This is a genomic window from Pseudomonas sp. S2_B10 (assembly GCF_054668425.1).
This window is the reverse complement of record NZ_CP162768.1, coordinates 1705219-1730572: the sequence shown is the minus strand read 5'-3', so window position 1 is coordinate 1730572 and position 25354 is coordinate 1705219. Positions and strand designations below refer to the sequence as shown.

Annotated in this window: 18 protein-coding genes; 13 read left to right on the top strand and 5 right to left on the bottom strand. The window is 58.7% G+C overall.

Annotated features, from left to right (window positions below; all coding sequences use genetic code 11):
• Positions 1 to 4 precede the first annotated feature (4 nt).
• The 3 genes from AB4O45_RS07600 to AB4O45_RS07590 are packed head-to-tail and all read left to right on the top strand — an operon-like array spanning position 5 to position 2559.
• Positions 5 to 1222, top strand: coding sequence for a hypothetical protein (locus AB4O45_RS07600; protein ID WP_431078189.1), 1218 nt, complete (start codon positions 5 to 7; stop codon positions 1220 to 1222).
• 44 nt (positions 1223 to 1266) lie between these two features.
• Positions 1267 to 2010, top strand: coding sequence for a molecular chaperone (locus AB4O45_RS07595; RefSeq protein WP_150638601.1), 744 nt, complete (start codon positions 1267 to 1269; stop codon positions 2008 to 2010).
• A gap of 33 nt (positions 2011 to 2043) precedes the next feature.
• Complete coding sequence (locus tag AB4O45_RS07590; RefSeq protein WP_056790095.1) at positions 2044 to 2559, top strand: CS1 type fimbrial major subunit; 516 nt, start codon at positions 2044 to 2046, stop codon at positions 2557 to 2559.
• Between the two features lie 91 nt (positions 2560 to 2650).
• On the opposite strand, the gene AB4O45_RS07585 is transcribed toward AB4O45_RS07590, so the two are convergent.
• The 3 genes from AB4O45_RS07585 to AB4O45_RS07575 all read right to left on the bottom strand — a co-directional run bounded on the left by AB4O45_RS07585 (position 2651) and on the right by AB4O45_RS07575 (position 13220).
• Positions 2651 to 7642 (bottom strand): dermonecrotic toxin domain-containing protein, encoded by a 4992-nt coding sequence (locus AB4O45_RS07585; protein ID WP_460161270.1) that lies wholly within the window; start codon positions 7640 to 7642, stop codon positions 2651 to 2653.
• Positions 7643 to 7828: 186 nt separating this feature from the next.
• Positions 7829 to 10948: a transglycosylase domain-containing protein gene (locus AB4O45_RS07580; protein ID WP_431078186.1), complete on the bottom strand. Its 3120-nt coding sequence runs from the start codon at positions 10946 to 10948 to the stop codon at positions 7829 to 7831.
• Between the two features lie 1813 nt (positions 10949 to 12761).
• Positions 12762 to 13220 (bottom strand): REP-associated tyrosine transposase, encoded by a 459-nt coding sequence (locus AB4O45_RS07575; RefSeq protein ID WP_056790088.1) that lies wholly within the window; start codon positions 13218 to 13220, stop codon positions 12762 to 12764.
• A gap of 474 nt (positions 13221 to 13694) precedes the next feature.
• Here AB4O45_RS07575 and AB4O45_RS07570 point away from each other — a divergent pair, with 474 nt between their 5' ends.
• The 8 genes from AB4O45_RS07570 to AB4O45_RS07535 all read left to right on the top strand — a co-directional run bounded on the left by AB4O45_RS07570 (position 13695) and on the right by AB4O45_RS07535 (position 21630).
• The gene (locus AB4O45_RS07570; RefSeq protein WP_095181733.1) at positions 13695 to 15116 is read left to right on the top strand and encodes an amino acid permease; all 1422 of its coding nucleotides are present in this window, start codon (positions 13695 to 13697) and stop codon (positions 15114 to 15116) included.
• Between the two features lie 237 nt (positions 15117 to 15353).
• On the top strand, positions 15354 to 15716 hold the full coding sequence (locus AB4O45_RS07565) for a GtrA family protein (protein WP_095181734.1): 363 nt from the start codon (positions 15354 to 15356) through the stop codon (positions 15714 to 15716).
• Positions 15713 to 17182, top strand: coding sequence for a UbiA family prenyltransferase (locus tag AB4O45_RS07560; protein WP_460161269.1), 1470 nt, complete (start codon positions 15713 to 15715; stop codon positions 17180 to 17182). Before AB4O45_RS07565 ends, AB4O45_RS07560 begins: the two co-directional genes overlap by 4 nt.
• Complete coding sequence (locus AB4O45_RS07555; RefSeq protein ID WP_460161268.1) at positions 17179 to 18495, top strand: FAD-binding oxidoreductase; 1317 nt, start codon at positions 17179 to 17181, stop codon at positions 18493 to 18495. Before AB4O45_RS07560 ends, AB4O45_RS07555 begins: the two co-directional genes overlap by 4 nt.
• Positions 18492 to 19232: an SDR family oxidoreductase gene (locus tag AB4O45_RS07550; protein WP_460161267.1), complete on the top strand. Its 741-nt coding sequence runs from the start codon at positions 18492 to 18494 to the stop codon at positions 19230 to 19232. Before AB4O45_RS07555 ends, AB4O45_RS07550 begins: the two co-directional genes overlap by 4 nt.
• Entirely contained in the window at positions 19229 to 20191 is a 963-nt protein-coding gene (locus tag AB4O45_RS07545) for a lysylphosphatidylglycerol synthase transmembrane domain-containing protein (RefSeq protein ID WP_056790077.1), read from the top strand. The genes AB4O45_RS07550 and AB4O45_RS07545 overlap by 4 nt, the downstream gene beginning before the upstream one ends.
• A 21-nt stretch (positions 20192 to 20212) precedes the next feature.
• Entirely contained in the window at positions 20213 to 20719 is a 507-nt protein-coding gene (locus tag AB4O45_RS07540) for a glycosyltransferase family 39 protein (RefSeq protein ID WP_460142298.1), read from the top strand.
• A 74-nt stretch (positions 20720 to 20793) separates the two neighbouring features.
• On the top strand, positions 20794 to 21630 hold the full coding sequence (locus AB4O45_RS07535) for a hypothetical protein (protein WP_460161266.1): 837 nt from the start codon (positions 20794 to 20796) through the stop codon (positions 21628 to 21630).
• 46 nt (positions 21631 to 21676) lie between these two features.
• On the opposite strand, the gene AB4O45_RS07530 is transcribed toward AB4O45_RS07535, so the two are convergent.
• Entirely contained in the window at positions 21677 to 23296 is a 1620-nt protein-coding gene (locus tag AB4O45_RS07530; RefSeq protein WP_252886745.1) for an FMN-binding glutamate synthase family protein, read from the bottom strand.
• A gap of 275 nt (positions 23297 to 23571) precedes the next feature.
• Positions 23572 to 24042, bottom strand: coding sequence for a DUF4234 domain-containing protein (locus AB4O45_RS07525; protein ID WP_056790069.1), 471 nt, complete (start codon positions 24040 to 24042; stop codon positions 23572 to 23574).
• A gap of 214 nt (positions 24043 to 24256) precedes the next feature.
• Between AB4O45_RS07525 and AB4O45_RS07520 the strand changes: the two genes are divergently transcribed.
• Both AB4O45_RS07520 and AB4O45_RS07515 read left to right on the top strand, forming a co-directional pair.
• Positions 24257 to 24691: an NUDIX hydrolase gene (locus AB4O45_RS07520; protein WP_095181775.1), complete on the top strand. Its 435-nt coding sequence runs from the start codon at positions 24257 to 24259 to the stop codon at positions 24689 to 24691.
• Positions 24692 to 24714: 23 nt separating this feature from the next.
• Positions 24715 to 25353: a LysE family translocator gene (locus AB4O45_RS07515; RefSeq protein WP_460161265.1), complete on the top strand. Its 639-nt coding sequence runs from the start codon at positions 24715 to 24717 to the stop codon at positions 25351 to 25353.
• The last annotated feature ends 1 nt before the right edge of the window (position 25354 follow it).

The window sequence follows — 25354 nt, the reverse complement described above, 5'->3', positions numbered from 1 at the left end:
GCATATGAAAATCTTCCAGGCAGGCTGCGCGCTGACGCTGGCGTTGGCCATGTCCACCGCCCATGGATTCAATCAGGAAATCCGTGCGACGTTTCAGCCTGACCCGACGCAGCCAGGCAAGAATCTGTTCGTGAACAAAACCCCCAACACCGGCTACTGCGCAAGCTACCCGGCGCAATGCGCCGACCACAACATTTTCAGCATCGAGATGCCTGTACGGTTCGACTCCACACGCTTCATCTCACGCGGTGAACCGATGCTGGTGAAAGCCCCGGCCGACTGGCGACAATTGACAGTTACCAATATGCAAACGCAGGAAACCGAAACCGTCGAAGTGCGCATCATCGGTATCGGCTCCACGTACATTCTGGGCGATTCCGCGACCAGCATCACCGGCGTGTCAGACGTGGCTGAAGCGCATGACAAATTATGGGACTCCAGCGGTTGGGTTTATGTGCCGGAACCCTGCCGTTACAGCGGTGTGGCGTCCTACGGTACGCACAGTTATCGCTTCTTCTGGAAGACCCCGGTGCAAGCTGGCTGCTCCAAAAATGTCGCTTACCGTCTCCCGTCAATAGCTTTCGACAAGATGGATTTTGCTTATGAATTAAGGACTCCCAATCCGTTGGGCATGTCTACCGGGCAATATACCGGCTCGGTTACTTACACCTTGGGAGGCGGCCGCGATTTTGTTCTGGGCGGCCTCTTGCTGCAGCCGGACGACCCCACGCTGACCCTGGATTTCGTCCTCGACGTGCAACACACCCTCAAGGTCGACCTGCCCCCCGGCGGCACTCGGGTCACGCTTGAGCCCGTAGGTGGCTGGGAGCCATGGATCAACAGCGGACGCAAACCCACGCGGATATTTGCCGACCAGGTCTTCTACATTTCGGCCTCTTCGCGTTTCAAGGTCATGTTGTTGTGCAATTCCCAAGGCGGAAATGTCTGCAACCTGGGTAGCCCGAAGGGCGATAGCTCTCGGGTTCAAGTCAGGATGAGTCTGCCGCCGGGCATCATTGGCCCCGGCGGCGGTCAGGTCAACCGGATCCCCCTGGATTTCAATCGCTGGTCAGCGCCTTTTCAGCCTGGAATGTATGTGGAGCGCAAGCCTGGCTATCTGCATTTCGACATGGACTCGAGAGAAATCGATTTCCTGCTCAGGCCGGGCAAGAACGACCGTTTGCGCGGCAACGTCACCATTATCTGGGATTCGGAAGTATGAGCGTCCCGGTCCGCTTTCACTCAACGTTCATGGAGTTCAACACGATGAACCGTGGTCTTTTGCTGGGCCTGCTCAGCGTTTTTTGCCTGACGGCGCAGGCCGGGCCGCAGATCAATGTCGGCACCGTTTACGACTATCTGGAAGCCGACAAGAGCACCTATCTCAAACGGGTTTTCAACAGCGGCGACGCCACCGCATTCGTCAAGATCAATGTGCTCGAAATCGTTTACGACGACGCCGGCACGCCCAAGGAAATTGCTGTCGAGAACGCCGCCGATGGCGCCTCGCGCAACGGCCTGATGGCCAGCCCGGCGCGGCTGATCGTCCCGGCGCAAGGCATGCAGGGCACACGCTTGCTGTACATGGGCGAACGGGATCGAGAACGCTATTTCCGCGTGCGCTTCGTGCCCGTGGTGCCGGAAAAGGAAGACGATTTTGTCGTCACCGGTGAAGAGCGGGAGGATTACAAAAAGTCGTTGTCGGCCGGCGTCAACGTCATGACCGGGTTTGGCACGATCTTCTTTGTCCGCCCCAGGGACGCGCGTTACGCCACGGCGATCAACGAAACCGAGAGTCGCTACGAACTGCGCAACAACGGCAATACCGTGGTGATCGTCGATGAGTTCAAGAGCTGTTCGCTGAGCAAGGAAAGCGATTGCGGGGCGACCACCAAACACCATGTGCTGGCGGGCAAATCCTTTGCCTTCAACAAGGAAAAGGGCCGTGAGTACCGCTTCTTTCTGATCGAAGGCAGCGACAAGAAAACCATGAAAGTCGCCAGCCGCTAGGCCGGTTTTCCATTCACGCATCAGGTAGCCAACATGATCAAGCAATGCACCGCCGCCCTGCTGGCGGTCGCCGCCGCGTTGACCGCGGCAGTGACGTGGGCCGCCCGGGAGGAGCACACCTTCGAAGTGTCGCTGACCATTCCCAGTCGGCCCTTCTACATCATTCCGGCACAACCGGACTGGATTCACCGTCCGCAGGTGCTGGCCTGGCACCATGCCACGGACAGCCTGGGCAATCTGGAAAAATCTTTTGACATGCGGCATGACAGCAGCGCCATCGAGGCGCGTCTGGCCACCGAGCCATTCCTTGATACCGGCACAACGGGTGAAGTGATTGAGCTGCGGGTGACGTTCAATGACGTCGTGCTGAGTTCGCACATCATTCCGCAACAAGTGCTTTCGGAAGAAGAGGCGGCTGTCGGTAAACGTGTGCTGCTGAAAATCGAACCCATCAAACCGCCGGGTGGCTACCGCCCCGGTCATTACAGCGGCAACGTCGTGCTGTTGTTCAGCGCCAGCGCGCCAAACGGCAATGACGCTGATGCCTGAATGTCTTACGCGGTGGGTATCGCAAGCACGACCAGGGTCCGTCGGCAGATTCGGCCAGCCTGAAACGCTCGCCGAATGCCGTGTGATGGTTTCAGAGTCCGGCCCTGTCTAGGGCTTCGCGACTCAAGGCGCGGGATAGCTCGTTGCGCTCGTAGCTGATTTTGTCGGCCAGCTTCCTGTACTCCCGGTCGCTGCTGAACACCTGGCTGTCGAGCTGACGGAATTTTTCTTCGAACAGGCGCAGATTTTCCTGATAACGGTCAGGATAGGTATTGCGCAGGTAATCCTCCCAGAAAGGATCGGTATAGAGATCGATCATGCCGTTGACCAGGCCATCCCCTTGTTCGCGCTGGATGATTCTCTGGTAGGCAGCGTTGAGCTTTTCCTCGGTGACCCCGGCCCGAGGCTGCACAGGCATGCCCCCCGCTTGCCAGGGCAAATCCAGACGCTCGCCCAGGCCCGCTTCGAACGCCCGATGAATCTGAATTTCGTCCGGGGCCGGCAGGCGCGGATCGATCAGGTGTTGCTGCTGCTGGCGACTGACCTCCATGGCGGCCTCATCGCTGACCCGATCAAGGCGCGCCGCGCTGCGCGCCAGACGCACGAGTCTGTCTTCCAGCTGCGAGGCCGATGCCGTTTCGTTGTAGGCCTTGGATACCAGGACTTTGAGCCCCAGTGAATTGAACAGCTGCTGGCCCAGATCAGCGCAATCCTGTGCAGACACGTTCTGCTCGAAGAGCTTTTTGCGCAGATGTTCGTCGAGCGCCGCCGCGTCGACCATGTCCCAGACCCGTGCGGTCAAATTCCGCCGCCCCGCGTCAGTCCCGTAATCGGCGGATTCGCGTTGCTTGCGGATCACGCTGAAAAAGCCGGCGGAATCAGGCTCGGCCATCAGGTCATGCCAGGACTGCTCGCGGTATCGGCTGAAGGCTGCCGAAGGGTGGGACGGATCCGCATTGGCGGGCATCAACTTCCAGTAATCAAGCTCATCGGCGGCGGCGGATGAATAACCGGGCACGACGCTCAACCCTACCGACTGGCGATACTCGCCAAGACGCCGCAACTGGTCACCGTCGAATTTGGCAACACTGATCCGTGCGCGAGCCAGCAGGCGCGCCTGATCGCTACCGGGTTCGACCCGGGGCAGGGTGTCCAGCGGATTGTCTCGCATGTCCAGGTAGAACCCCTTCGGGCGCTGCCGTATCTGTCCATCGACTTCAAGCCATCCTGCCGGCCAATCGCGAATGCGCGTATTGACCAGGTTCAGTTCGACCAGTTGCTCCATGCGCCCGATATCCGGCGGCACACGCAGGTTGTTGCCATTGAGATTCAGGCTGTGCAAGCGGGTGAGATTGCTCAGGCGCGTGCTTGAGTCATAGGTCAGTTCAATGCTGTTGTGCGACAGATCCAGCGTCTGCAACTGATGCATTTTCCCGAGGGCAGCCGGCACCTCCTTGAAACCGCAGCGTTGGGCGCTCAATTGCCGCAGATTCGGGAAACTCGCCAGCAGGCTGTCCGGTGTGGTTGAAAGCGCAATGTTGGTGATGTTCAGTCCGGTAATCCGCTCGAAGTATTGCTGCATCCCGGGACGCCGTCGCAAGTCGCGCCACCATGACTCAAGGTTCGGTAGCGGCAGTTCGGCTGAAAGGTCCAGCGTATAGCCGTGTTCCGGATGGGGATTGCGTGCGCCGGGCCTTTCGTTCTCGCGTTTGAAGCACTTCCTCAATTGCTGCTCGATGTACAAGCCGCCCTCGCGGACGAAATCCGTTGGCAGCGCGATCAGTTCCCCGTTGTCTTCAATGACGGGGGTGTAACTGCTGCGCCAGCTGTCGAGGGCGTTGTCGAGCACTTCGCGTTCGCGCTCAAGGTCGCCGATGGCGCGTTCGCTGTTGCTCTTTTTTTCCAGCGCCGCCAGGAAACCCGCGACCTCTCTGTCGTTGAGTTTCGGGTACAACTGTCTGAGCCGCTGTTCCGGGGTTTTTGCCGCCCAGGGCCAGCCGCGTAGAAGAATCTCCGTCTCGCGGGGGGCGACCGTTCGGATCGGCGGTTGCGCCAGAGCAATACGGCGTTCGGCTGGCGGGGCGCTTTGTTCCATGATCCACAGTTTCAAGGCGCGGCCCTGACCGCGCTGATAACCGGTACTCGCCAGCGTTTCGAGCGGGACGGCGCGCAGGATGGCTTCGTGGAAATCGGTACTGTCATGCAGCACCTGACCCTTGGCGTCGCGCACTTCATAACGGCCTTCGCCACGCCTCAGCAGTTGCCTTACGGTGCTGGCGTCCTGCGGCCCGACACTGCAGCGCAACGGACCGTGCGGGCTGCCGTCGAACACTTCGATGCGCAGGTCGGCAAAGGTGTCGGTGTGGATTTTCAGCGTATTGAGCGCCAGGCGTTCGGTTTGTTCGGTCATCAGATCGTCCCGATAAAAACCGTCGTACGCGCGACTGGCCGACGCCTCGAAATCCAGCTCCCGGGCCTGATTCTTCAGGCGTAGCGGCAAGTGCTGTTCATCGCTGATGCGTTGCCGTTCGGCGACGCGAGCCTGGCTCAGAACCGTCTCGGCCAAGGGCAACGGCAGATCCGGAAACGACTGTCTGATCACCGCTATGTCGGCGTCGCCGCTGCGCTGCCCGGCCTGGTACAGATGGCGGGCGACGGCGCTGCGCTGCTCATTGAGCGCGTCGGCCAGTTGACCGCGCAGGACCTCGACCCGTTGCTCGGCAGTGACCATCGGGCCGAGCAGATGATTGAACTCATCGTCGCGCAGGAACCCGGCGACCCGCTCGGGCAAATGTCCGGCGTTGAGATCAGCCTGGCTGATGCGCAACGTGTCGGCTTCGGACGCCAGCGCGTTGCCGTATTTATGCGAGTAGCCGGTCAGGTCCTGACGCGCGAAAACCTCCAGCGCGCGTCGCGGCGGCCAGCCCGGCAGGCTGGTCAGCATCGGCTCCAGCCATACCGCATCGGTATCGATCGGCTTGCCGTTACGCAGGTTCTGCGCAGCCTCGATGACATCCTCGTATGCACTGACGCGCCTGACCGTGTCGGCCAGCAGCGGCGGTGGCGGGCTGTTGTCGCTGTGCATGCGACGCAGTTCATCGTGGCTGGTGCCGCTGCTGCGCCGGATGTCCTCCAGTTGCACAGGCGTAAAGCGCTCGACGCTGTGGCCCAGGCGAGGCATCAGCCGGGCGTCGGGCCAGTCGCCTGGCGATTCTGCTTCATGCAGCCAGGCGCCGTGACCGTTGTGTTCGATCCTTGGCTGGTAGGCATTTTCTCGATTCGGATGTTTGATCCGGTGGGTTTTGCTGGTGGCATCGGCGGAGGCTTTTTCCACCACATAGAGCTTGCCTTCCAGCGGCAGGACGCTGGCGCTGGCATGTTGATGCAGGCCGTGACGATTGGGCTTCGATTGCGCTGCCAGGCTCAGCTCGTCGCGTGCATAAGGGCTTAGGTCGCGATGCCACAGGCTTGGTTTGCCGTCGGGCAATTTGACCTGTTGCATGGCATCGACCTGCGGTGAGAGTTTTATCCGCAACGTTTCGCCAATCTGCGCGCCGGCGCCGAACGCCGCCAGTTGAATGACATCGGTCACCACACTGATGACATGTCCGGCAGCTTCCTCCCAGACGCCTTCGGCCAGATCGACGATGCCTTCAATTACATCGCTGGTCAGTTGATAGGCGGTATAGGCCATCATCACCTCGCCCAGACCAGGCACAAAGGGCGTGGCAATCAGCAGGGCGACGTTGAAGATGTCCGAGACGATCCGCTTGAAGTTGTCCCACCATGCCCAGCGTGCGTTGCTATCGGCATCGGCGGTCGAGACAGCGATTTGCCGCGCATCATTGATGACCTTGTTGAGTTTCTGCTGATAGACGTGCCGCCAGTAATCGCCCTGCAACGGCAAGCGCGTGAACTGCAACCTGGGCTTTTCCACCGGGTCCTTGCGCCACACCGGGCGCTGGTCGGTGCTCTGCTCGCGTTCGTGATGGCGGACGACGAACAATCGCTGTTCGAGTTCGGCAAAAAAATGCCCACGTTGCTGCTGATCGACGAACTGGCTGAAGAATTGCCGGTACGTATGCCCGGTCGAGGCGCTCAGGCGGTCCTCGCGCAACTGGCGGGTCAGTTCGTCACGAAACGCAGCCAGCGACTCGTACTCCTTGAGTGGATGATCCGGATCGTGCGGCACGTAGACGATCAGGCGTCGAACGCCACGACTGTCGGGGTGGCCATGCATCAGCAACAGAATGCCGGTCAGGCGGGTACCGAGCATGGACAGGTCATTGCAGCGAATCGAACGGTTGTTGAGACGCAAGCGCGGGTTTTCCTCTGTGCTGAAGCTGAGCACCATCCTGAAGGTGTCGTACTGGATCTCTGCCTTGAGCAAGGCGATGTGCGCCGCGACGGCGAGGGCGTCTTTGAGGCTGGTGCCGATCTTGTATTGCAGAAGGCTCTCGGCCAGCGCTTCGCCGGGCAGCAAGTAGCCCTGCAAGTGCCTGGCATATTGCCCGCCCAGGTCGAGGTCGCGACACAGTGTCTGGAACTGGCTGATGGGCATTTGGTTTTTGAGCGGCAAGACGTCGAAGTGGCCGCGCGCATCAGGCTGGCTGATGTAGTCCGAGCCTGCGCCGACCGTCTCGTTGGCGGCAAAGTTGTGCAGAGCGGCATCGAGCAGTGAGATCGTACGGGTCGTCGAACCGTCGACCACGTCGATTGCATACCAGGGACTGCTGGCGGGGATATACAGGCGCAGCCAGGTCTTCCTGACGTCCGGCTCGATGCCATGGCATTGCTTGATCCTTGCTTTGAGCAGCGGCTCCGCGAAGGCGTACAGATCGGTCCTGGCCAGCAGATGATCGACCTTGTTCTGCGAGTCCCAGGCCTTGAGATTGGCGGCGGCGAGTCGGCTGGCAAACGTACCGGGTGCGCTGTACCAGGGTTCGCGCTTCAGTGGCGTGGCGGCGAGTGCCAGGCTGCGGCTGAGCGTTGCAGTTTTGAACGGCGCGCTGACAGCCGATTCGATGAACGCGTAATGCCGGCCTTTGTCGGCGGCTGCGGCAGGCTGAGGGGAGTCAGACATGGCCAATCATCCTTGATTGTTTGAGGAATGATCAGCGTACCGGCGGCAGGGCAAAACAAAAGTTCAAAGATCGGGAGCCAAACGTGTGATCGCCTCAGCGATGCGACAAGAATTCGAATCGGAACAATGCACGAATACCACCATTTGCGCCGATGGCCTTCGGCGCGACGTGCAGGCCATGTTCGGTCAGTGCAGCGCCGATGCCACCACGGGCGCCTGTGGCGGTTGGCACTGTGAGTCGCTGCCCGGTTGCAGATACGGCGTGAGAATCGGCGCCATGCCTTTGAGTACCTGCGTGGGCAGAGCCGAGGTGAACTTGAAGTTCTCCGCCGAGCGCCCCGGGACGAACGCGGTGAGGGTGCCGAAATGGTGGTCGCCGATGTAGAACACAAAGGTCGCCGTGCGGTTGATCGACTTCGAACTGATGATCCGCCCGCCAGACCCGATCGCCGCAATGCGGTTGTCGCCGGTGCCGGTCTTGCCGCCCATGGCCAGCGGTGTGCCGTCGGGCAGTTTGAAACTGCCGGACAGCCGTTTGGCGGTACCGGCGTCGACCACTTGCGACAGCGCCTCGCGCATGGCTCGGGCCACTTCCACCGGCATCACGCGTTTGCCCACGTGCGGGTCGTTGATCAGCCTGGTTTCATACGGCGTATCGGCGGCGAAGTGCAGGCTGTCGATGCGCAGCGTCGGCATGCGCACGCCGTCATTGAGAATGGTGCCGATCAGCTCGGCGAGCGCGGCGGGACGGTCGCCGGAACTGCCGATGGCCGTGGCCAGTGACGGCACCAGGTGATCGAACGGGTAGCCGACTTTCTGCCAGCGCTGATGAATGTCGAGGAACGCTTCTATCTCGAGCATGGTGCGAATACGACTGTCTCGCGCACCCTTGTGCCGGCTCTTGAACAGCCAGCTGTAGACTTCCTGGCGCTCGAAATGGCTGGCCTTGACGATCTCGCTGAAGGTCGCTTCCGGGTGATGCAGCAGATAACCCATCATCCACAGGTCCAGCGGATGCACCTTGGCGATGAAGCCTTGGTCAGGCAAATCGTAACTGCCGGGGCCATAGGAATCGTAGAGGCGGATCAGACGGTCGTCGGTGAGTTTTTCGTTGAGTTTGGCGCCTTTGAGGTGCGAGCGCACGAAACGGTTGAAGTCTTCCTGACTGGCCTCCGGCAGCAGATAGCGATGCACCGCCGCCATGCGAATCGGCGTCGGGCGGATGCTGTCGAGGAAGGTTTCCAGGCGCGCCTGGGTGTCCTTGTTCTTGTACTTCTTCCAGAACTTGAGCAGGAACGAGGTGCCTTCGCGGTCGGCGAAACTGGCTAGGTATTCCTGACGGCGCGGATCGCGATCATCCTTGAGCAATTCGCCGTTGGGGCCTGAGTAGGTGGTGTAGCGGACGATGTCGCGCATCAGCCGAATGAACGGCAGGTTGATCGACTCGCGCAGCGAATCGCGCAGGGTCGGCAGGCGACCGTTGTCCTCTTTGCGGAAGTTGTTGAATCTGTGCAGCCCACCGCCGGTAAAAAACGCCTCGCCGGGGCTGGCCGAGTATTTGCGATCCAGCGCGGCGCCGAGCAGCTTCGACAGGTCGTGATCCTTGTTCTGGATCAGGTAGTCGATGACCCAGCGGCTGAGGCGGTCCTGATCGGGCACTTCGACTTTTTTCAATTCTGCCACGCCCATCGCGCCGTATTTGTCGTGCAGCTCGGCGACGATTTGCAGGTACGTGGTCAGCACACGCATTTTCGCCGTCGAGCCGAGTTCAAGCTTGCTGCCTTCGTTGATGTCGAACGGCTGATCAGTGCTGTCGGTCTGCACGCGCACCCGCGAGCCGTCCGGGGTCAGTTCGAACAGGGTGAAGCTGTAGCGCACTTGCGTGGTGCTGGTCGGCGTCAGCAGGCGTTCGCCGAGCAGGCCGATTTCGGCAGCGTAGGCCGGATCGGCGAGTTTTTTCAGATAAGCCGTGGCCTGCGTTTGCAGGTCGCCCTGCAGGGTGCTGGTGGCCGACAGGTCGAGGCGATCGAGGTCGTACAGCGGGCGATTGAGCATGCTCGCCAAGCGGCTGCGGGCAACACTGATGCCCTTGTTGGTTTCAATCGGCTGCATCGTTGGCTGGGTCTGCCAGTCGCGATACGACACGGTGCTCGCCAGCGCAGCGTCAGCGAGGGCGCTGTCGATCACGCCGTTCTGCTTGAGCAGGCGCAGGTGGCTGTCGGTGAGGCTGGCCAGTTCGTCGCGCCCCTTGGTCAGGTAATGCGAAGGGCGGCGCTGGGCGATCATCAGCGAGAGCATTTCACGCAAGGCCAGGCCTTTGGCGGCCATGGTCTGCGGGTCGGTCTTCGGGCTGTTCAGTTGCTCGTTGGCCTTGTTGAAATCGCTGCCGTACCAGACCCGCAAACCTTCGGCCATGCCGTGCACTTCACCGTGGCCGGGCACCGCCGAGAGCGGCACGCTGTTGAGGTAGTCGCGCACGATGTTCTGCCGCGAACCGAGAGTCTGCGGGCCATCCTGATAGGCGCGCACGCTGGCGGAAATCATCTGGCGGATCTTCTCCGCGCCCGACACGGTGAGGCCGTCGGGCGAGTGGCGATACTTCTCCAGTTGCGTTGCCAGGGTGCTGCCGCCGGCCGATTGCCCGGGCAGGTGCAGCAACTTCGCCACTTGCGACCACGCGGCCATGCCGAAACGCGGCCAGTCCACCGCCGGGTTGGCCAGCGGCTGTTTCGGGTCGAGGAGAAAGCGGTTTTCGATGAACAGCAGGCTGCTGACCACCACCGGCGGAATCGCCGCGAAGTCGGCATACAGTTGCTGCGGATAGTTGTATCGATACAGCGGCGCGCCTCGGCAGTCGGTGATCGACAACCCCGCCTGGATCTTTTCCGAATACGGCACGAACAGGCCTTTGTCGGTGTAACCGAGCAGGGCGGGGGAGAAGCGCGTCTGCTCGGTGATCACGTAATTGCGCTTGAGCAGGCGCGGGAGGAATTCGTCCAGAGAGCTGTAACCCAGGCGCAGATCGAAAGGGCCGTTGCCCGGATAACGAATCGCTTCGCTGGGACCGGGTTCCAGTTTGTAGGTCAGCGAAGCGGCGTACTGGCTCAGCTCCCGCGCCTGAAAGCGCGAAGTGCGCATTTCCTTGGACGCGGCGAGTCCCACCACCACCGCAATGATCAAAAACAGCAACCAGAAAGCCTTCCACCCGTGCCGCTGACGACGGGGTTTTTCAGGGACAGGCGCTTCATTCACACGTTCAGTCTGAACCACGGTTTTACTCGAATCGGTTTGCCACAAAGCGCCCATAGTCGACTGATCCATTCACGCAGATTGATCGGACTTGTCTGAAGCTTAGACGGTGGTTGGAGCCGGTGAAGAAAATGTGCAGAGCGGAGGAGACGGCTTGTCTGAATAACTGGAACACACACTGTGGCGAGGGGATTTATCCCCGCTGGGCCGCGAAGCAGCCCCAAAACCTGCCATCACGGTTTTTACAGGCACACGGCATGTGAGCAAGTTGCGACTGCTGCGCAGCCGAGCGGGGATAAATCCCCTCGCCACAAGGATGCTGTTCACATCCCAGGATGTTGTCTGTGTTGAGGAAAGGATTCAGGTGGCTAGCCGATTTATCAGTCATGCGGAAATTCCCTGTGGCGAGGGGATTCATCCCCGCTGGGCTGCAAAGCAGCCCCAAAACTTGCCAGCACGGTTTCTACAGGCACACCGCATGTGAGCAAATTGCGCCTGCTACGCAGCCGAGCGGGGATAAATCCCCTCGCCACAAAGAGGCTGTTCACATGCCGGGATGTTGTCAGTGTGAGGAATTCAGGCGGCTAGCCGATTTATCAGCCATGCAGGAACTCCCTGTGGCGAGGGGATTCATCCCCGCTGGGCTGCAAAGCAGCCCCAAAACCTGCCACCACAGTTTCTACAGGCACACCGAGTCTGAGCAAGTTGCGCCTGCTGCGCAGCCGAGCGGGGATAAATCCCCTCGCCACAAAGAGGCTGTTCACATGCCGGGATGTTGTCAGTGTGAGGAATTCAGGCGGCTAGCCGATTTATCAGCCATGCAGGAACTCCCTGTGGCGAGGGGATTCATCCCCGCTGGGCTGCAAAGCAGCCCCAAAACCTGCCACCACAGTTTCTACAGGCACACCGAGTCTGAGCAAGTTGCGCCTGCTGCGCAGCCGAGCGGGGATAAATCCCCTCGCCACAAAAAGGCTGTTCACATCCCCATGATGTGTCTGTGCGAGTGATGGACTCCCTGTGGCTAGCCGATTTATCAGTCATGCGGGGACTCCCTGTGGCGAGGGGATTTATCCCCGCTGGGCTGCGAAGCAGCCCCAAAACCTGCCAGCACGGTTTCTACAGGCCCACCGCATGTGAGCAAATTGCGCCTGCTACGCAGCCGAGCGGGGATAAATCCCCTCGCCACAAAGAGGCTGTTCCCATGCCGGGATGTTGTCAGTGTGAGGAATTCAGGCGGCTAGCCGATTTATCAGCCATGCAGGAACTCCCTGTGGCGAGGGGATTCATCCCCGCTGGGCTGCAAAGCAGCCCCAAAACCTGCCACCACAGTTCACGCAGGCGCACCGCGTGTGAGGAACTTGCGACTGCTGCGCAGCCGAGCGGGGATAAATCCCCTCGCCACAAAGAGGCTGTTCACATGCCGGGATGTTGTCAGTGTGAGGGATTCAGGCGGCTAGCCGATTTATCAGTCATGCGGGGACTCCCTGTGGCGAGGGGATTCATCCCCGTTGGGCTGCAAAGCAGCCCCAAAACCTGCCACCACGGTTTCTACAGGCACACCGCATGTGAGCAAGTTGCGCCTGCTACGCAGCCGAGCGGGGATAAATCCCCTCGCCACAAGGATGCTGCTCACATCCTCATGATGTGTCTGCGTGGGCATGGATTCAGTTGGCTAGCCGATTTATCAGTCATGCGGGGACTCCCTGTGGCGAGGGGATTTATCCCCGTTGGGCTGCAAAGCAGCCCCAAAACCTGCCAGCACGATTTCTACAGGCACACCGCATGTGAGCAAGTTGCGCCTGCTACGCAGCCGAGCGGGGATAAATCCCCTCGCCACAATAGATGCACTTATTCCAGAGAGCTGTTGCGCTCAGAGCCAGCAGGTATCCCAAAGCGGGTAATCACCGAGGTTATCGACCAGCCCGGCTCGCAAGGGATTATTGATGATATAGCGGGCGATGGGCTCCAGGTCCTCGCCGTCACGGATCGCTCGGTCATGGTAGCCGGTTTGCCACAGCGGTCCGTGACGTCCGGTTTTTCTGTTAACCGCATGCGTACAGCGAGCCTTTACACCGCCAATGACTTCACCAAGTGAGCCGCGTTGCAATTGCATCAGCCAATGAAAGTGGTCAGGCATGACAACCCAGGCGATGGACTGCGCGACTCCTTGCTCATGAGCCCGGCGCAGTTCTGCAACCAGTAATCGGCCTGTCCGCCAATCTGCAAATACAGGCTGGCGTTCGTGGATGACAGAGGTGATGAAGTAGGCACGACCGTTTTCCGAGAAACGACCTTGGCGCAAACGGTGGGAATTGGGACGAACTGGCATGTGAGCTTCCTTGCATATGCTCCTGACTTTTTCAAAGGTTAGTGGTTGGCCGCCCCGGTCGGCGCTGCAACTGTTGAGCGAAATTTCTGAATCCGCCGGGCGATTTATCCGTGATCAAGCGCGAGGGGAGACATCGCGCGGTGAATCAAATGCACCGGGGCTGGAACATGACGCTGCACCATGTCTGTGCAATACTTCGCGGCTTTTTCAGTGGCGACTTTTCCTACGTAATGCAGTTAATGCCTCTCCGCAGAACCCACTATTGCCGAGAGTTGTCGCTGAATGTTGTGACTTTTAGAGTGAAAAATCCTGCCCTGAGCTTTTTATACTGCACGCCCCGCTGATCTTTCAGGCCTGCCCTGCAAGACGCGTCTGCCCACGAAGCCGACGCGGTTTCCTGCCCAGCCAAGGCCTATCGGCCGATGCTTCGAAACCCGGTGGTCATATCCAATAACAAGACGAGGTTGTACCCCTATGCCAGTTGGCAATCCTCTGCCGCACGGCGACACCGCTTCGGGCGGTCCGCTCAAACGTGAACTCGGCGAACGGCATATCCGCCTGATGGCGCTCGGTGCCTGTATCGGCGTCGGTCTGTTTCTCGGTTCGGCCAAAGCCATCCAGATGGCCGGGCCGGCGATCATGCTCTCTTACATCCTTGGCGGTCTGGCGATCCTGGTGATCATGCGCGCCCTCGGTGAAATGGCCGTGCATAACCCGGTGGCCGGTTCGTTCAGCCGCTACGCGCAGGATTATCTCGGTCCGCTGGCCGGCTTTCTCACCGGCTGGAACTACTGGTTTCTGTGGCTGGTGACCTGCGTCGCGGAAATCACCGCCGTGGCCGTGTACATGGGCATCTGGTTCCCCGATGTGCCGCGCTGGATCTGGGCCTTGGCAGCGCTGATCAGCATGGGCTCGATCAACCTGATCGCAGTCAAAGCCTTCGGCGAATTCGAATTCTGGTTCGCCCTGATCAAGATCGTCACCATCATCGCCATGGTCATTGGCGGCGTCGGCATCATCGCCTTCGGTTTCGGTAACGATGGCGTGGCGTTGGGCATTTCCAACCTGTGGGCGCATGGCGGTTTCATGCCCAACGGTGTGACCGGTGTGCTGATGTCGCTGCAGATGGTCATGTTCGCCTATCTCGGCGTCGAGATGATCGGCCTGACTGCCGGTGAGGCGAAGAACCCACAGAAGACCATTCCTGACGCAATCGGCTCGGTGTTCTGGCGGATCCTGCTGTTCTACGTCGGCGCGCTGTTCGTCATCCTGTCGATCTACCCGTGGAATGAAATCGGCACCCAGGGCAGCCCGTTCGTGATGACCTTCGAGCGTCTGGGCATCAAGACCGCCGCCGGCATCATCAATTTCGTGGTGATTACTGCGGCGCTGTCGTCATGCAACGGCGGCATCTTCAGCACCGGGCGCATGCTCTACAGCCTGGCGCAGAACGGTCAGGCCCCGGCGGGCTTCGCCAAGACCTCGAACAACGGTGTGCCACGCCGGGCACTGCTGCTGTCGATCGCGGTGTTGCTGCTGGGCGTAATGCTCAACTATCTGGTACCGGAAAAAGTCTTCGTCTGGGTCACCTCGATCGCCACCTTCGGTGCGATCTGGACCTGGGTGATGATCCTCCTCGCCCAGCTGAAATTCCGCAAAGGCCTGAGCGCCAGCGAACGTGCCGGGCTCAAGTACAAGATGTGGCTGTACCCGGTCAGCTCGTACTTCGCGCTGGCGTTCCTGGTACTGGTGGTCGGCCTGATGGCGTACTTCCCGGATACCCGCGTGGCACTGTATGTGGGACCGGCGTTTCTTGTGCTGCTGACGGTGTTGTTTTATGTGTTCAAGTTGCAGCCGACGCAAGTGACGCAAGGTTCGGTGCGTTCGGTTTCTTGAACCTTAAGTGCGTAAACAACGAAGCCCTGATCGAGAGATCGGGGCTTTTGAGTTTTATAGGCAAGGCGATTAACGGTCAACGCCTTAAAATCGCACGGGAAGAGCTATTGACACGTGAATACGACAAGATGACCGCTGGTCGGATAAAGCCCTCGACCTGTAATTTCTGACAGTAGACCGTCTTCAAGCTCTGGCCTAGTTTGGAGGTCCGTCCTCTGGCAGCGGCTGGCCCTCACCATGAAAGGATTCTCTGCAACCACCGCCATCGGAGTGGCCGATGCGCTCATCCATTGGCAAATATTTTTCGTGCTCTGTCAGGCGGCCGCCCTGAGTCAGGCGGCCAGCAACTTTGCGGCGTTCTGCGTAGCTGCTGCGCTCTCTTTCTATCTGAACATGCTTTATATCTTTGAAAGGGAAACGCCGGTATTTCCCTATCTGATGTTCATCGGCCTGATGGGCGGCGTCAGTTTTGGCGTGGGTGTCATCGGGGACGTCTGGCGCTTGTCCGGGCTTGTGACGGTCGCTTCGTTTTCGCTGGTGAATATTGTTTTAGGGTACTGCGTTTTCCGCTTTGTCCTTTTTCCAGGGCGACGGGCATGAACGTCTCTCCGCCTGACGTACTGCCGATGTCAGCGTCCTGCGCTGCTTCAATGCCCTTCGTAGTTGATCTGGACGGTACCCTCGTCAAATCTGATCTGCTGTTCGAATGCGTGATGTCCTTTGTCCGCAGCAAACCATTGCACTGCCTGAAACTCTTTCCCTGGCTCTGGCACGGCAAGGCGTATCTGAAAGATCGACTGGCAATGACATCGGACGTCGATCTCGCGACTTTGCCCTATGATCCCGACGTACTCCGGATGATCGAGGAACAGCGCAACGCCGGTCGGAAAATTGTTCTCGCCACAGCCAGTCATTACACATTGGCAGTGCGGATCGCCGAACATCTGCAGGTGTTTGATGACGTTCTGGGTTCAACCCTCGAGCAGAACCTTTCGGGAACGAACAAACGTGATGCGCTGGTGGCGTTATATGGGGAGAAAAGTTTCGATTACATCGGCAATTCGCTGGACGATCTGCCGATCTGGCTGTCGGCCAGGCAAGCTTATATCGTCAATCCGCTAGCGGGAGTCCAACGTGCCGCCCGGCATCTGGATAACGTAGTCCAGGTGGTTCACTCTCGCGTTACGTATTTCAGAAGTTTGTACAAAGCCTTGCGCATTCATCAATGGATGAAGAATGTGCTGATTTTCGTTCCCCTGCTTGCAGCGCATCAAGTGGCCAACCCGCTGCTATTGGGGCGCGGCTTGCTGGCCTTCATGCTTTTCGGCTTGTGTGCATCCAGCGTCTATCTTCTGAACGACTTGCTCGACCTGAACGATGATCGCAGGCACCCGAGCAAACGCAATCGACCCTTCGCCAATGGTTCGTTATCCATCCAGTCCGGTCTGCTGATTTTCCCCCTGCTGTTGTCAGTGTCGTTCATCGGCGCGTGGTTGTGGCTGCCTCACCCATTCATTGCCGTGCTGGCCTGCTATTACGGCCTGACGCTGGTGTATTCGCTGGTGCTCAAGAGGTTGATGGCGCTGGATGTCATCGCTTTGGCGCTGCTTTACACCTTGCGCATCATTGCCGGTGGCGCCGCTTTCGGGCTCGACCTGACGGGGTGGATGCTGGCTTTTTCCATGTTCATGTTTTTGAGCCTCGCGCTGGTCAAGCGCTATGCCGAGCTGTTGCTGGCGCTGCACGGCGGCATCACCGGTAAGACCGGCGGCCGCGACTACTTTCCTGCGGACCTGGCAATGCTCTCCTCTTTGGGGGCCGCATCCGGTTATCTCGCTGTCCTGGTGCTGGCGCTTTACATCCATGACAGCGCAACTACCGAGTTGTATGCATATCCCCGATGGCTCTGGTTTGCCTGCCCATTGATGCTGTTCTGGATCACTCGTATCTGGCTGCTGACGCATCGCGGCCGCATGAATGAGGATCCGGTGGTTTTCGCACTGCGTGATCGCTTGAGTCTGGTGATGGGAACAGTGTTCTGTCTGATTTTCTGGGTGGCGGCATGATGGCCTCGCTGGCTTCCTGGGGAAACTATCCCTATGCCCCGCAGAGTGGTCGTCCCTGCCACTGGCAAGCGGATATCGGACCGCAGTGGCAGCAGTTGATCGAATCACACGGGACAACTTTGCCGTTTGGCAATGGGCGCAGCTATGGCGATAGCTGCATGGCCGCAAGCGATCATGTGCTGCAATTACGTCCCCTGAACCGCTTCATCGAAGCCGACTGGGAAAAGGGTGAGATCTGCGCTGAGGCCGGCGTGACACTGGGCGAGATTTTACAACTCGCCATTCCCCGTGGCTGGTTTTTGCCCGTCACACCCGGTACGCGGCATGTAACGCTGGGTGGGGCGGTGGCCAATGACGTCCACGGGAAAAATCACCATCGCTGCGGCACGTTTGCCCATTCGCTGGTGTGTTTCGGGCTGCACCGTTCCATGCAATCGCCGATGGTGTGCTCGGCGACGCTAAACCCACAGTGGTTTGCCGCCACCATCGGCGGGCTCGGCCTGACGGGCGTGATTACCTGGGTGCGCATTCGTCTGCGCAAAATCCAGTCCAGCCTGATCGACAGCACACGGGTGCGTTTTGACTGTCTGGATGACTTTTTTGCCCTGTCGGCCGACATGGATGCGCGGCATGAATACAGCGTCGCTTGGATCGATTGCCTGGCCAAGGGCAATGCGCTAGGGCGCGGATGCTTCACGGCTGGGGATCATTGCGAGGCGGGGCCGCTTGAGGTCGCTGCACCACGTTCTCTGTCTGTCCCGATCCGCCCTCCGGTATCGCTGATCAATTCGCTCACCTTGAAACTGTTCAACGATCACTACTGGAAACGGCAGCCAACGAACGGACAACATCAAAAGGTTGGTTACAGCTCGTTCTTCTATCCGTTGGACCGTATCGAAAACTGGAATCGCATCTACGGACGCAGAGGTTTCCAGCAATTTCAGTGCGTATTGCCGGCCTCGGTTGCAGCCGTGGCACTGGCCGAATTACTCAAGTCGATTGCGCGTAGCGGCAGTGGCTCCTTCCTCGCGGTGCTCAAGCGTTGTGGCGACATTCCTTCGCCGGGATGGCTTTCCTTTCCTATGCCCGGTACTTCATTGGCGCTGGACTTTCCACACGACATAGATCTGCCGAAAAAACTTCTGCCGCGTCTCGACGCCATCGTGCGGGAAGCAGGCGGTCGTTTGTATCCAGCCAAGGACGCTCACATGAGCGGCAGCGATTTTCGCCAGGCCTATCCCGCCTGGGAGCAGTTGGAAGCGATGCGCGATCCGACCCTGATGTCCCGTTTCTGGCAGCGAGTCACTCGATGAAAAAAATACTGATTGTGGGCGCCACCTCGGCGATTGCCTGCGCTTGCGCACGATTGTGGGCGGCTGATCGCAGCGAATTGTTCCTGGTCGGCAGGGATGCGCAAAAACTCCAGCAAACCAGCGTCGATCTTCAGGCTCGAGGTGCCAGAGCCGTGACCACGTACGTCATGGACGCCAGTGATATCGCCGCACATCCGGTCATGTACGAGAAATGCCTGGCGACGTTGCAGACGGTGGATATCTGTCTGATTGCCTATGGCTCGCTGCCAGATCAGTACGCGTGCGAAAAACACGTTGAACAGGCTATGGAGCAGTTCGCCAATAACGGCAGTTCAATGATCGCGCTGTTGACGCTGTTGGCAAATCGCATGGTTGTCCAGCAGCACGGCACGCTGGCGGTCATTTCCTCGGTGGCCGGGGATCGAGGACGACCTTCCAATTACCTGTACGGCGCGGCAAAGGCGGCGGTTTCCACGTTCTGCGAAGGCTTGCGGGTACGCTTGTTCAAAGCGGGTGTGCATGTGATCACGATAAAGCCTGGGTTAGTCGACACGCCCATGACGCGAGGGTTGGCGCTGCCCTCCGTGCTTGTAGCGCAACCGGATACGGTTGCCCGGCGAATAGTCAGAGGGATCAATCGACAGGTGGCGGTGCTGTATGTGCCCGGCTTTTGGGCGGTGATCATGTGGCTGATTCGGGTGATGCCGCAGCCGCTGTTCAAGAGGCTGAACCTGTGAATCAGACGCTGATGTTATCCGGGTGGCGTTACCGCGTTTTGATTGGCTCGGTGATCTGCTCCGCCCTCGCTTATCTCGCTGTTTCCCTGTGGGGTGGGTGGTCGGCGGTGAGCGCGGCGGTCAGTCGAGTGGGTTGGTGGCAGTGCGGGCAAATCGTCTGCGTGGTTTTGCTTGGATACGGTCTGCGTTTTTTGCGTTGGCAGGGTTATCTGTCTGCCCTGGGCCACCGGTTGCCCTGGCGGGCGAGCTTGAACATCTACCTGGCCGGATTCGCCCTGACGACTACTCCCGGCAAGGCCGGGGAGGCGTTGCGCGGTGTTTTGCTCAAACGTTTGGAGGTGCCTTACGCACAGAGCTTTGCCGCGCTGTTCAGTGAGCGGCTTGCGGACCTGCTGGCGATGACGGGCCTGGCGTTGTTCGGCTTGAGCGCGCATCCGCAATGGTTGTCGATGGTCGTTGCCAGTCTCGTCCTCCTGGCATGCGGTGCATCGATGATGTTTTCGCCAAGCCTTGCCAGCGCGATTGATCGTCGCACTGAGCAACGGCACGACAGATTCTCGCGGTTGCTGGGGCATGCCGTTCAGGTATTGCGTCAGTCGCGCCGCTGTCATTCCCCTCGTCGCTTCATGGGCGCAACGCTATTGAGCCTGCTGGCCTGGGGGCTTGAAGCATTGGCGTTTTACTGGATTTTGCAGGCGATGGGCGCGGACGTGGGCCTAACGTTGGCGATCTTTATTTATGCGGTGGCCATGTTGGCGGGGGCTCTGAGTTTCATGCCGGGCGGTTTGGGCAGTGCCGAAGCAGCGATGCTAGCGCTGCTGGTTTCAGGCGGAGTCGGGTTGGCAGATGCGATCGCGGCGACGGTTTTGTTACGGCTGGTAACGTTGTGGTTGGCGGTCGGGGTGGGAATGCTTGCACTTTTATGGAAGAGGTCGGTAGCCGGTTTTGATCATGGCTGAGTAACTACTGAGGAGATGACAATGGACACTGCGTCGCGAAAGTACAAATTGGCAATGTACCTGTGTCTGATTGGCGCAATTGGATTTGGCCTGTATGTAAGGTTGCGCAACATCGATGCTACTGGCCTGTGGCTGGATGAGGCCTTCAGTGTATCGGTAAGCGATCCGCAAAATGGATTCTTTGACGTGTATCGAACTACATTGAGTGACGTTCATCCTCCCTTTTATCAGATTTTACTGTGGACTTATTATCAGGCTGTCGGGTTTGGCGAACACACAGGGCGGTATCTCTCTGCGGTAATCGGCGTGCTGTTGATTCCCTCTGTATTCCTCCTCGGGCGCAAATTGTTTGATGAACAAGTAGGGCTCATCGTTGCGTGGTTGGCAGCGGTCAATAGTTTCTTGGTTCAGTATTCGCAAGAGACTCGCTCTTATGCGCTTCTGTCGTTGCTTACCGTTTTGTCTTTTGTGATCTTCTTGCGCTGCTTAAGTCGAGGCAGAGGGCAGGATTTTTTTGCTATTGGCTGACTTCCGCCGCGCTGATAAATACTCATTACTTCGGTTATCTGCCGGTCTTTGCTCAAGTGCTTGTGTTGCTTCACATGATCTTGCGCAGCGAGGTCCACAGCCAAGTTATATACAGGTTCATTTGCGCCGGATTTTTTGCCGCATTAACCGTAATTCCTGGTTTATCGTACGCTGAGAGTAGCTTTTCACGGGATTTCTGGATTCAACCACCCGAAACTGTTTTTTTCTTCAAGGTTTTCCTGTTGTATTTCGGAGATACGTTTCTGGCCGCTTTGCTCGCTGTAATTTTAATTTCAGGGCTGGCGTCGATGGCTCAAAATCCTGAAAGCGCAATTGCTTGCAGGCTGATTGTGTTCTGGGGGGTAGTAGGAATTGTGGTGCCCTATGTCTGTTCTGTTTACTTACGCCCGGTGACAACTCAACGCAATTTTATTTTTCTTCTGCCCGCCGTATTGCTGGTGGCTGCGTACGCAGTTGGCAATATAAGAGATGTGCCAGTAAAAGTGTTAATGCTGGTGGTATTGATGACATTTTCTGCTACGCCTTTATTCAGGGATATCAGTTATCTGAGGGATCCTGAAAATCCGTACTCACGCGAGACGCACATGAGAGATATCGTCATCTCTGTAATGAATAAGTCAAACGTGTTGCCAATCTATTCGCTTGATGCGATTCAGTTTGGTGTCTATTTCAAGTTGCTGGGATCTCCGCTGCTTGTTAGTAATTTAGAGAAGCTGAAAACTGATTTGTCGTTGCCCAGTCACCCGAAAGAATTTTATGTTCTGGAGACGAACTATGGTCCTGGTTTTGCTCAGGGAATCAAAAATCTAGAAAGGTACGAAGCAAAAATTATCGATAAGGAAGAAATAGGTCATGTGCGATTATTCAAGATCCGTACATTTGAACCATGATCGGTAGCGGTGGGCATTCCGAATGGAAATGCACACCTTTGAGCAGTTACGCAGCGACGACCTCGCTCGGCTCAAAACTGTCCGCCCGCGCCATCTGCCACATCCGCGAATAGAACTCGCCATTCACTTCACCGGTGAGCAATTCCCCCGGTTTCAAAAACACGTGCAACTGCGAGAACAGTTTGATCTCGGTCGCCGACATGCGTCGTACCAGATGCTTGGCCGACAGTTGCGAGGGATGCTCAAGGCCTGCTGCAGCGAGCATTTCCGCCAGTGCTTTGAGCGTGCTGCGATGGAAGTTGTAGACGCGCTGGGCTTTGTCCGGTACCACCAGAGCGCGTTGGCGCAAGGCGTCCTGGGTGGCAACGCCGGTCGGGCATTTGTTGGTGTGGCACGACTGCGACTGGATGCAGCCGATGGCGAACATGAAGCCGCGCGCGGAGTTGGCCCAGTCAGCGCCGATGGCCAGCACGCTGGCGATGTCGAAGGCGCTGACGATCTTGCCGCTGGCGCCGAGTTTGATCTTGTCGCGCAGGTTCAGGCCGACCAGCGTGTTGTGCACGAACAGCAGACCTTCGCGCATCGGCACGCCGATGTGGTCGGTGAACTCGACAGGGGCGGCGCCAGTGCCGCCTTCCTTGCCATCGACGACGATGAAATCGGGAAGGATGCCGGTTTCCAGCATGGCCTTGGCAATGCCCATGAACTCCCACGGATGGCCGAGGCAGAATTTGAAGCCCACCGGTTTGCCACCGGACAATTCGCGCAGTTGCTGGATGAACTGCATCATCTCGATCGGCGTTGAAAACGCACTGTGGCGCGACGGCGAGACGCAGTCCTCGCCCATCAGGATGCCGCGTGTTTCCGCAATCTCCCTGGTGACCTTGTGCTTGGGCAAGATCCCGCCATGGCCGGGTTTGGCGCCCTGGCTCATCTTGATTTCGATCATGCGCACTTGCGGATTCTGCGCCTGCACGGCGAAGCGCTCAGGGTCGAAACGGCCGTCGCTGGTGCGGCAGCCGAAGTAGCCGCTGCCCAGCTCCCAGGTCAGATCGCCGCCGTGTTCGCGGTGATACGGGCTGATGCTGCCTTCGCCTGTGTCGTGGGCGAAGTTGCCGAGTTTGGCGCCCTGGTTCAAGGCGCGGATGGCGTTGGCACTGAGCGAGCCGAAGCTCATCGCCGAAATATTGAAGATCGACGCCGAGTAGGGCTGCGTGCACTGCGGACCCCCGACAATGACGCGGAAACCGTTCGGGTCACTCAACGGCGCCGGGCGCATCGAGTGGCCGATGAATTCGAAGCCGGACTGGTAGACGTCGATCAGCGTGCCGAACGGTTTGTCGGCAGTTTCGTTTTTCGCTCGCGAGTACACCAGCGAACGCTGCGCGCGGGAGAAGGGCAGGGCATCGCTGTCGGACTCGAGCAGATACTGGCGAATCTCCGGGCGGATGCCTTCGACCAGATAACGGATGTTGCCCAGAATCGGATAATTGCGGCGCACTGCATGGCGCGTCTGCAACAGGTCGAACACGCCGAGCAGGCTCAGCACAGCGGTGGCGGCGGTGATCGGCCACAGCCAGTCATGTTCGAGAAAGGGCAGGCTGGCGAGGGTGAACATCACACAGACGGCAAAGAAGGCGTAGCGGCTCAGCAGCGACAGGCTCATACGGTTTCCTTGGTTCGGATTGTTTGTGGCTGGCAGGCATATTGCGCCAACGACGGAACCGTGAACAGGCAGATTTCCCTCTCCTCGCCTACATCGGAGCCGTCTCGCTTACGATGCCAGTTGACTTGGCTGTTGAACGCGAGAAGCAGCCATGCAGCAATACTGGTGGGCAAACTTGTGGCATTGACGAACGCCTTCGCGAGCACGCTCGCACAAGGAATTGCAGTGAAAGGTGGAAGCGAACTTGCACGCGAAATCGACGATTGCCTTTTTGTTTATGCCGCGACCGATTCCTGAGGCGTTTGCCGTTTCTGGTCATGTTTGTGCTTGGCCCTGGCCATATCGTTGATGCAGTAATTGATGTGATAGAAGGTGAACAGGACTGAATACAAGCGGTTCATTCGCGGTTCGAAGTTGTGTTTGGTCAGTGTGTAGGCGCGCAAGGCTCTGCGAACTCGAAAGCACCAAGCAATGGCGATGAGCTGGGCAATGACCGTCATCGCATACCCCGTGGCTATGAACCGCGGATCAGATACGGTGAAAAAGATCCCTCCGATACCACAGAGCGCCAGATAAACGACCAGACCGGTCTGGCTCAGTGTCTTGATTTGAGTGACCTCCTCAACCACGGTTGTTGTTTTGTGCAGCCATACAACCGAGTAGAGCCCCATGGTGACTACGGTCAGGAGAATGAAATGGAGCGTCTTGAGATTGTTCTTTTCCTTGAGCGTTGAAATGTCAGACATGCAGCGTTTTCCCTCTTAGGCGATGTAGCGAATGGCTGCCGGGCAGCGATGAATAACGCTACCAAATTCGCGAGTGGGAAATTTCCGAGCCTTTGGGCGGACTTGTCGTCAGAGTCAGGCTGATCACGGATGCTCCTTGTAGGGATCTTCTGATGACGCAGGCGCGTCGGGCGTGGGATCCTGCGATCTTTTCGCACAAGGCATTTTTCGACTCATGACGCCGACATCCGCCGTTTCGCCCTGCATCATCCATATCGCCGCCGCCCTGTTGCTCAACGCCCAAGGCCAGACCCTGCTGGTGCGCAAGCGCGGCACCACGGCCTTCATGCAACCGGGTGGCAAGATCGAAGCCCACGAGTTGCCAGTACACGCATTGGCCCGTGAGCTGGAAGAAGAACTCGGGTTGCAGATCGACCCGGCGCAGGCGATTTTCCTCAACAGTTTTTCCGCCCCCGCCGCCAACGAGCCGGGCTTCATCGTGCACGCGGAGATTTTCCAATTGACCATCGATACTGACGTGTGTCCGGCGGCGGAAATCGAGGAAGTCATATGGGTCGATCCGGCCACTGATCCGGCGCTCGAGCTGGCGCCATTGACACGCGAGCACATCCTGCCGTTTTATCGCCGTTCACTGACTGCACTCGCCTGATCATTCCCGCAAAGGACGTTGCCATGATCCCGTTGCAAGACCTGCTGATCTTCGCCGCCGCCGCGCTGCTGATGGTGCTGACGCCGGGGCCGAACATGATCTACCTGATCTCGCGTTCGATCTGTCAGGGACGCCGCGCGGGGGTGACGTCGCTGCTCGGCGTGGTCGGCGGGTTCTTCGTGCATATGTTCGCTGCGGCGGTCGGTTTGACGGCAGTGTTTCTTGCCGTGCCGATGGCTTATGAAGTGTTGAAATGGGCCGGTGCGCTGTACCTGCTGTGGCTGGCCTGGCAAGCGCTGAAACCCGGCGCGCGTTCACCGTTCGAAGCGCAGCAATTGCCGCCGGACTCGTCGCGCAAGCTGATCACCATGGGCTTTCTCACCAGCGCGCTGAACCCGAAGATCGCCGTGTTCTATCTGTCGGTGTTTCCGCAATTCATCAGCCCTGAGCACGGCTCGGTGTTCACCCAAAGCATCGTCCTCGGGCTCACGCAGATCAGCGTCAGCTTCAGCGTCAATCTGTTGATCGCGCTGTTCGCTGCAGGCATCGCCTCATGGTTTGTGCGCAACCCGACGTGGCTGGCGATGCAGCGTTATTTCATGGGCATGGTGCTCGGCGGCCTCGCCGTACGGCTGATGCTCGAACAACGGCGGACTGCCTGAC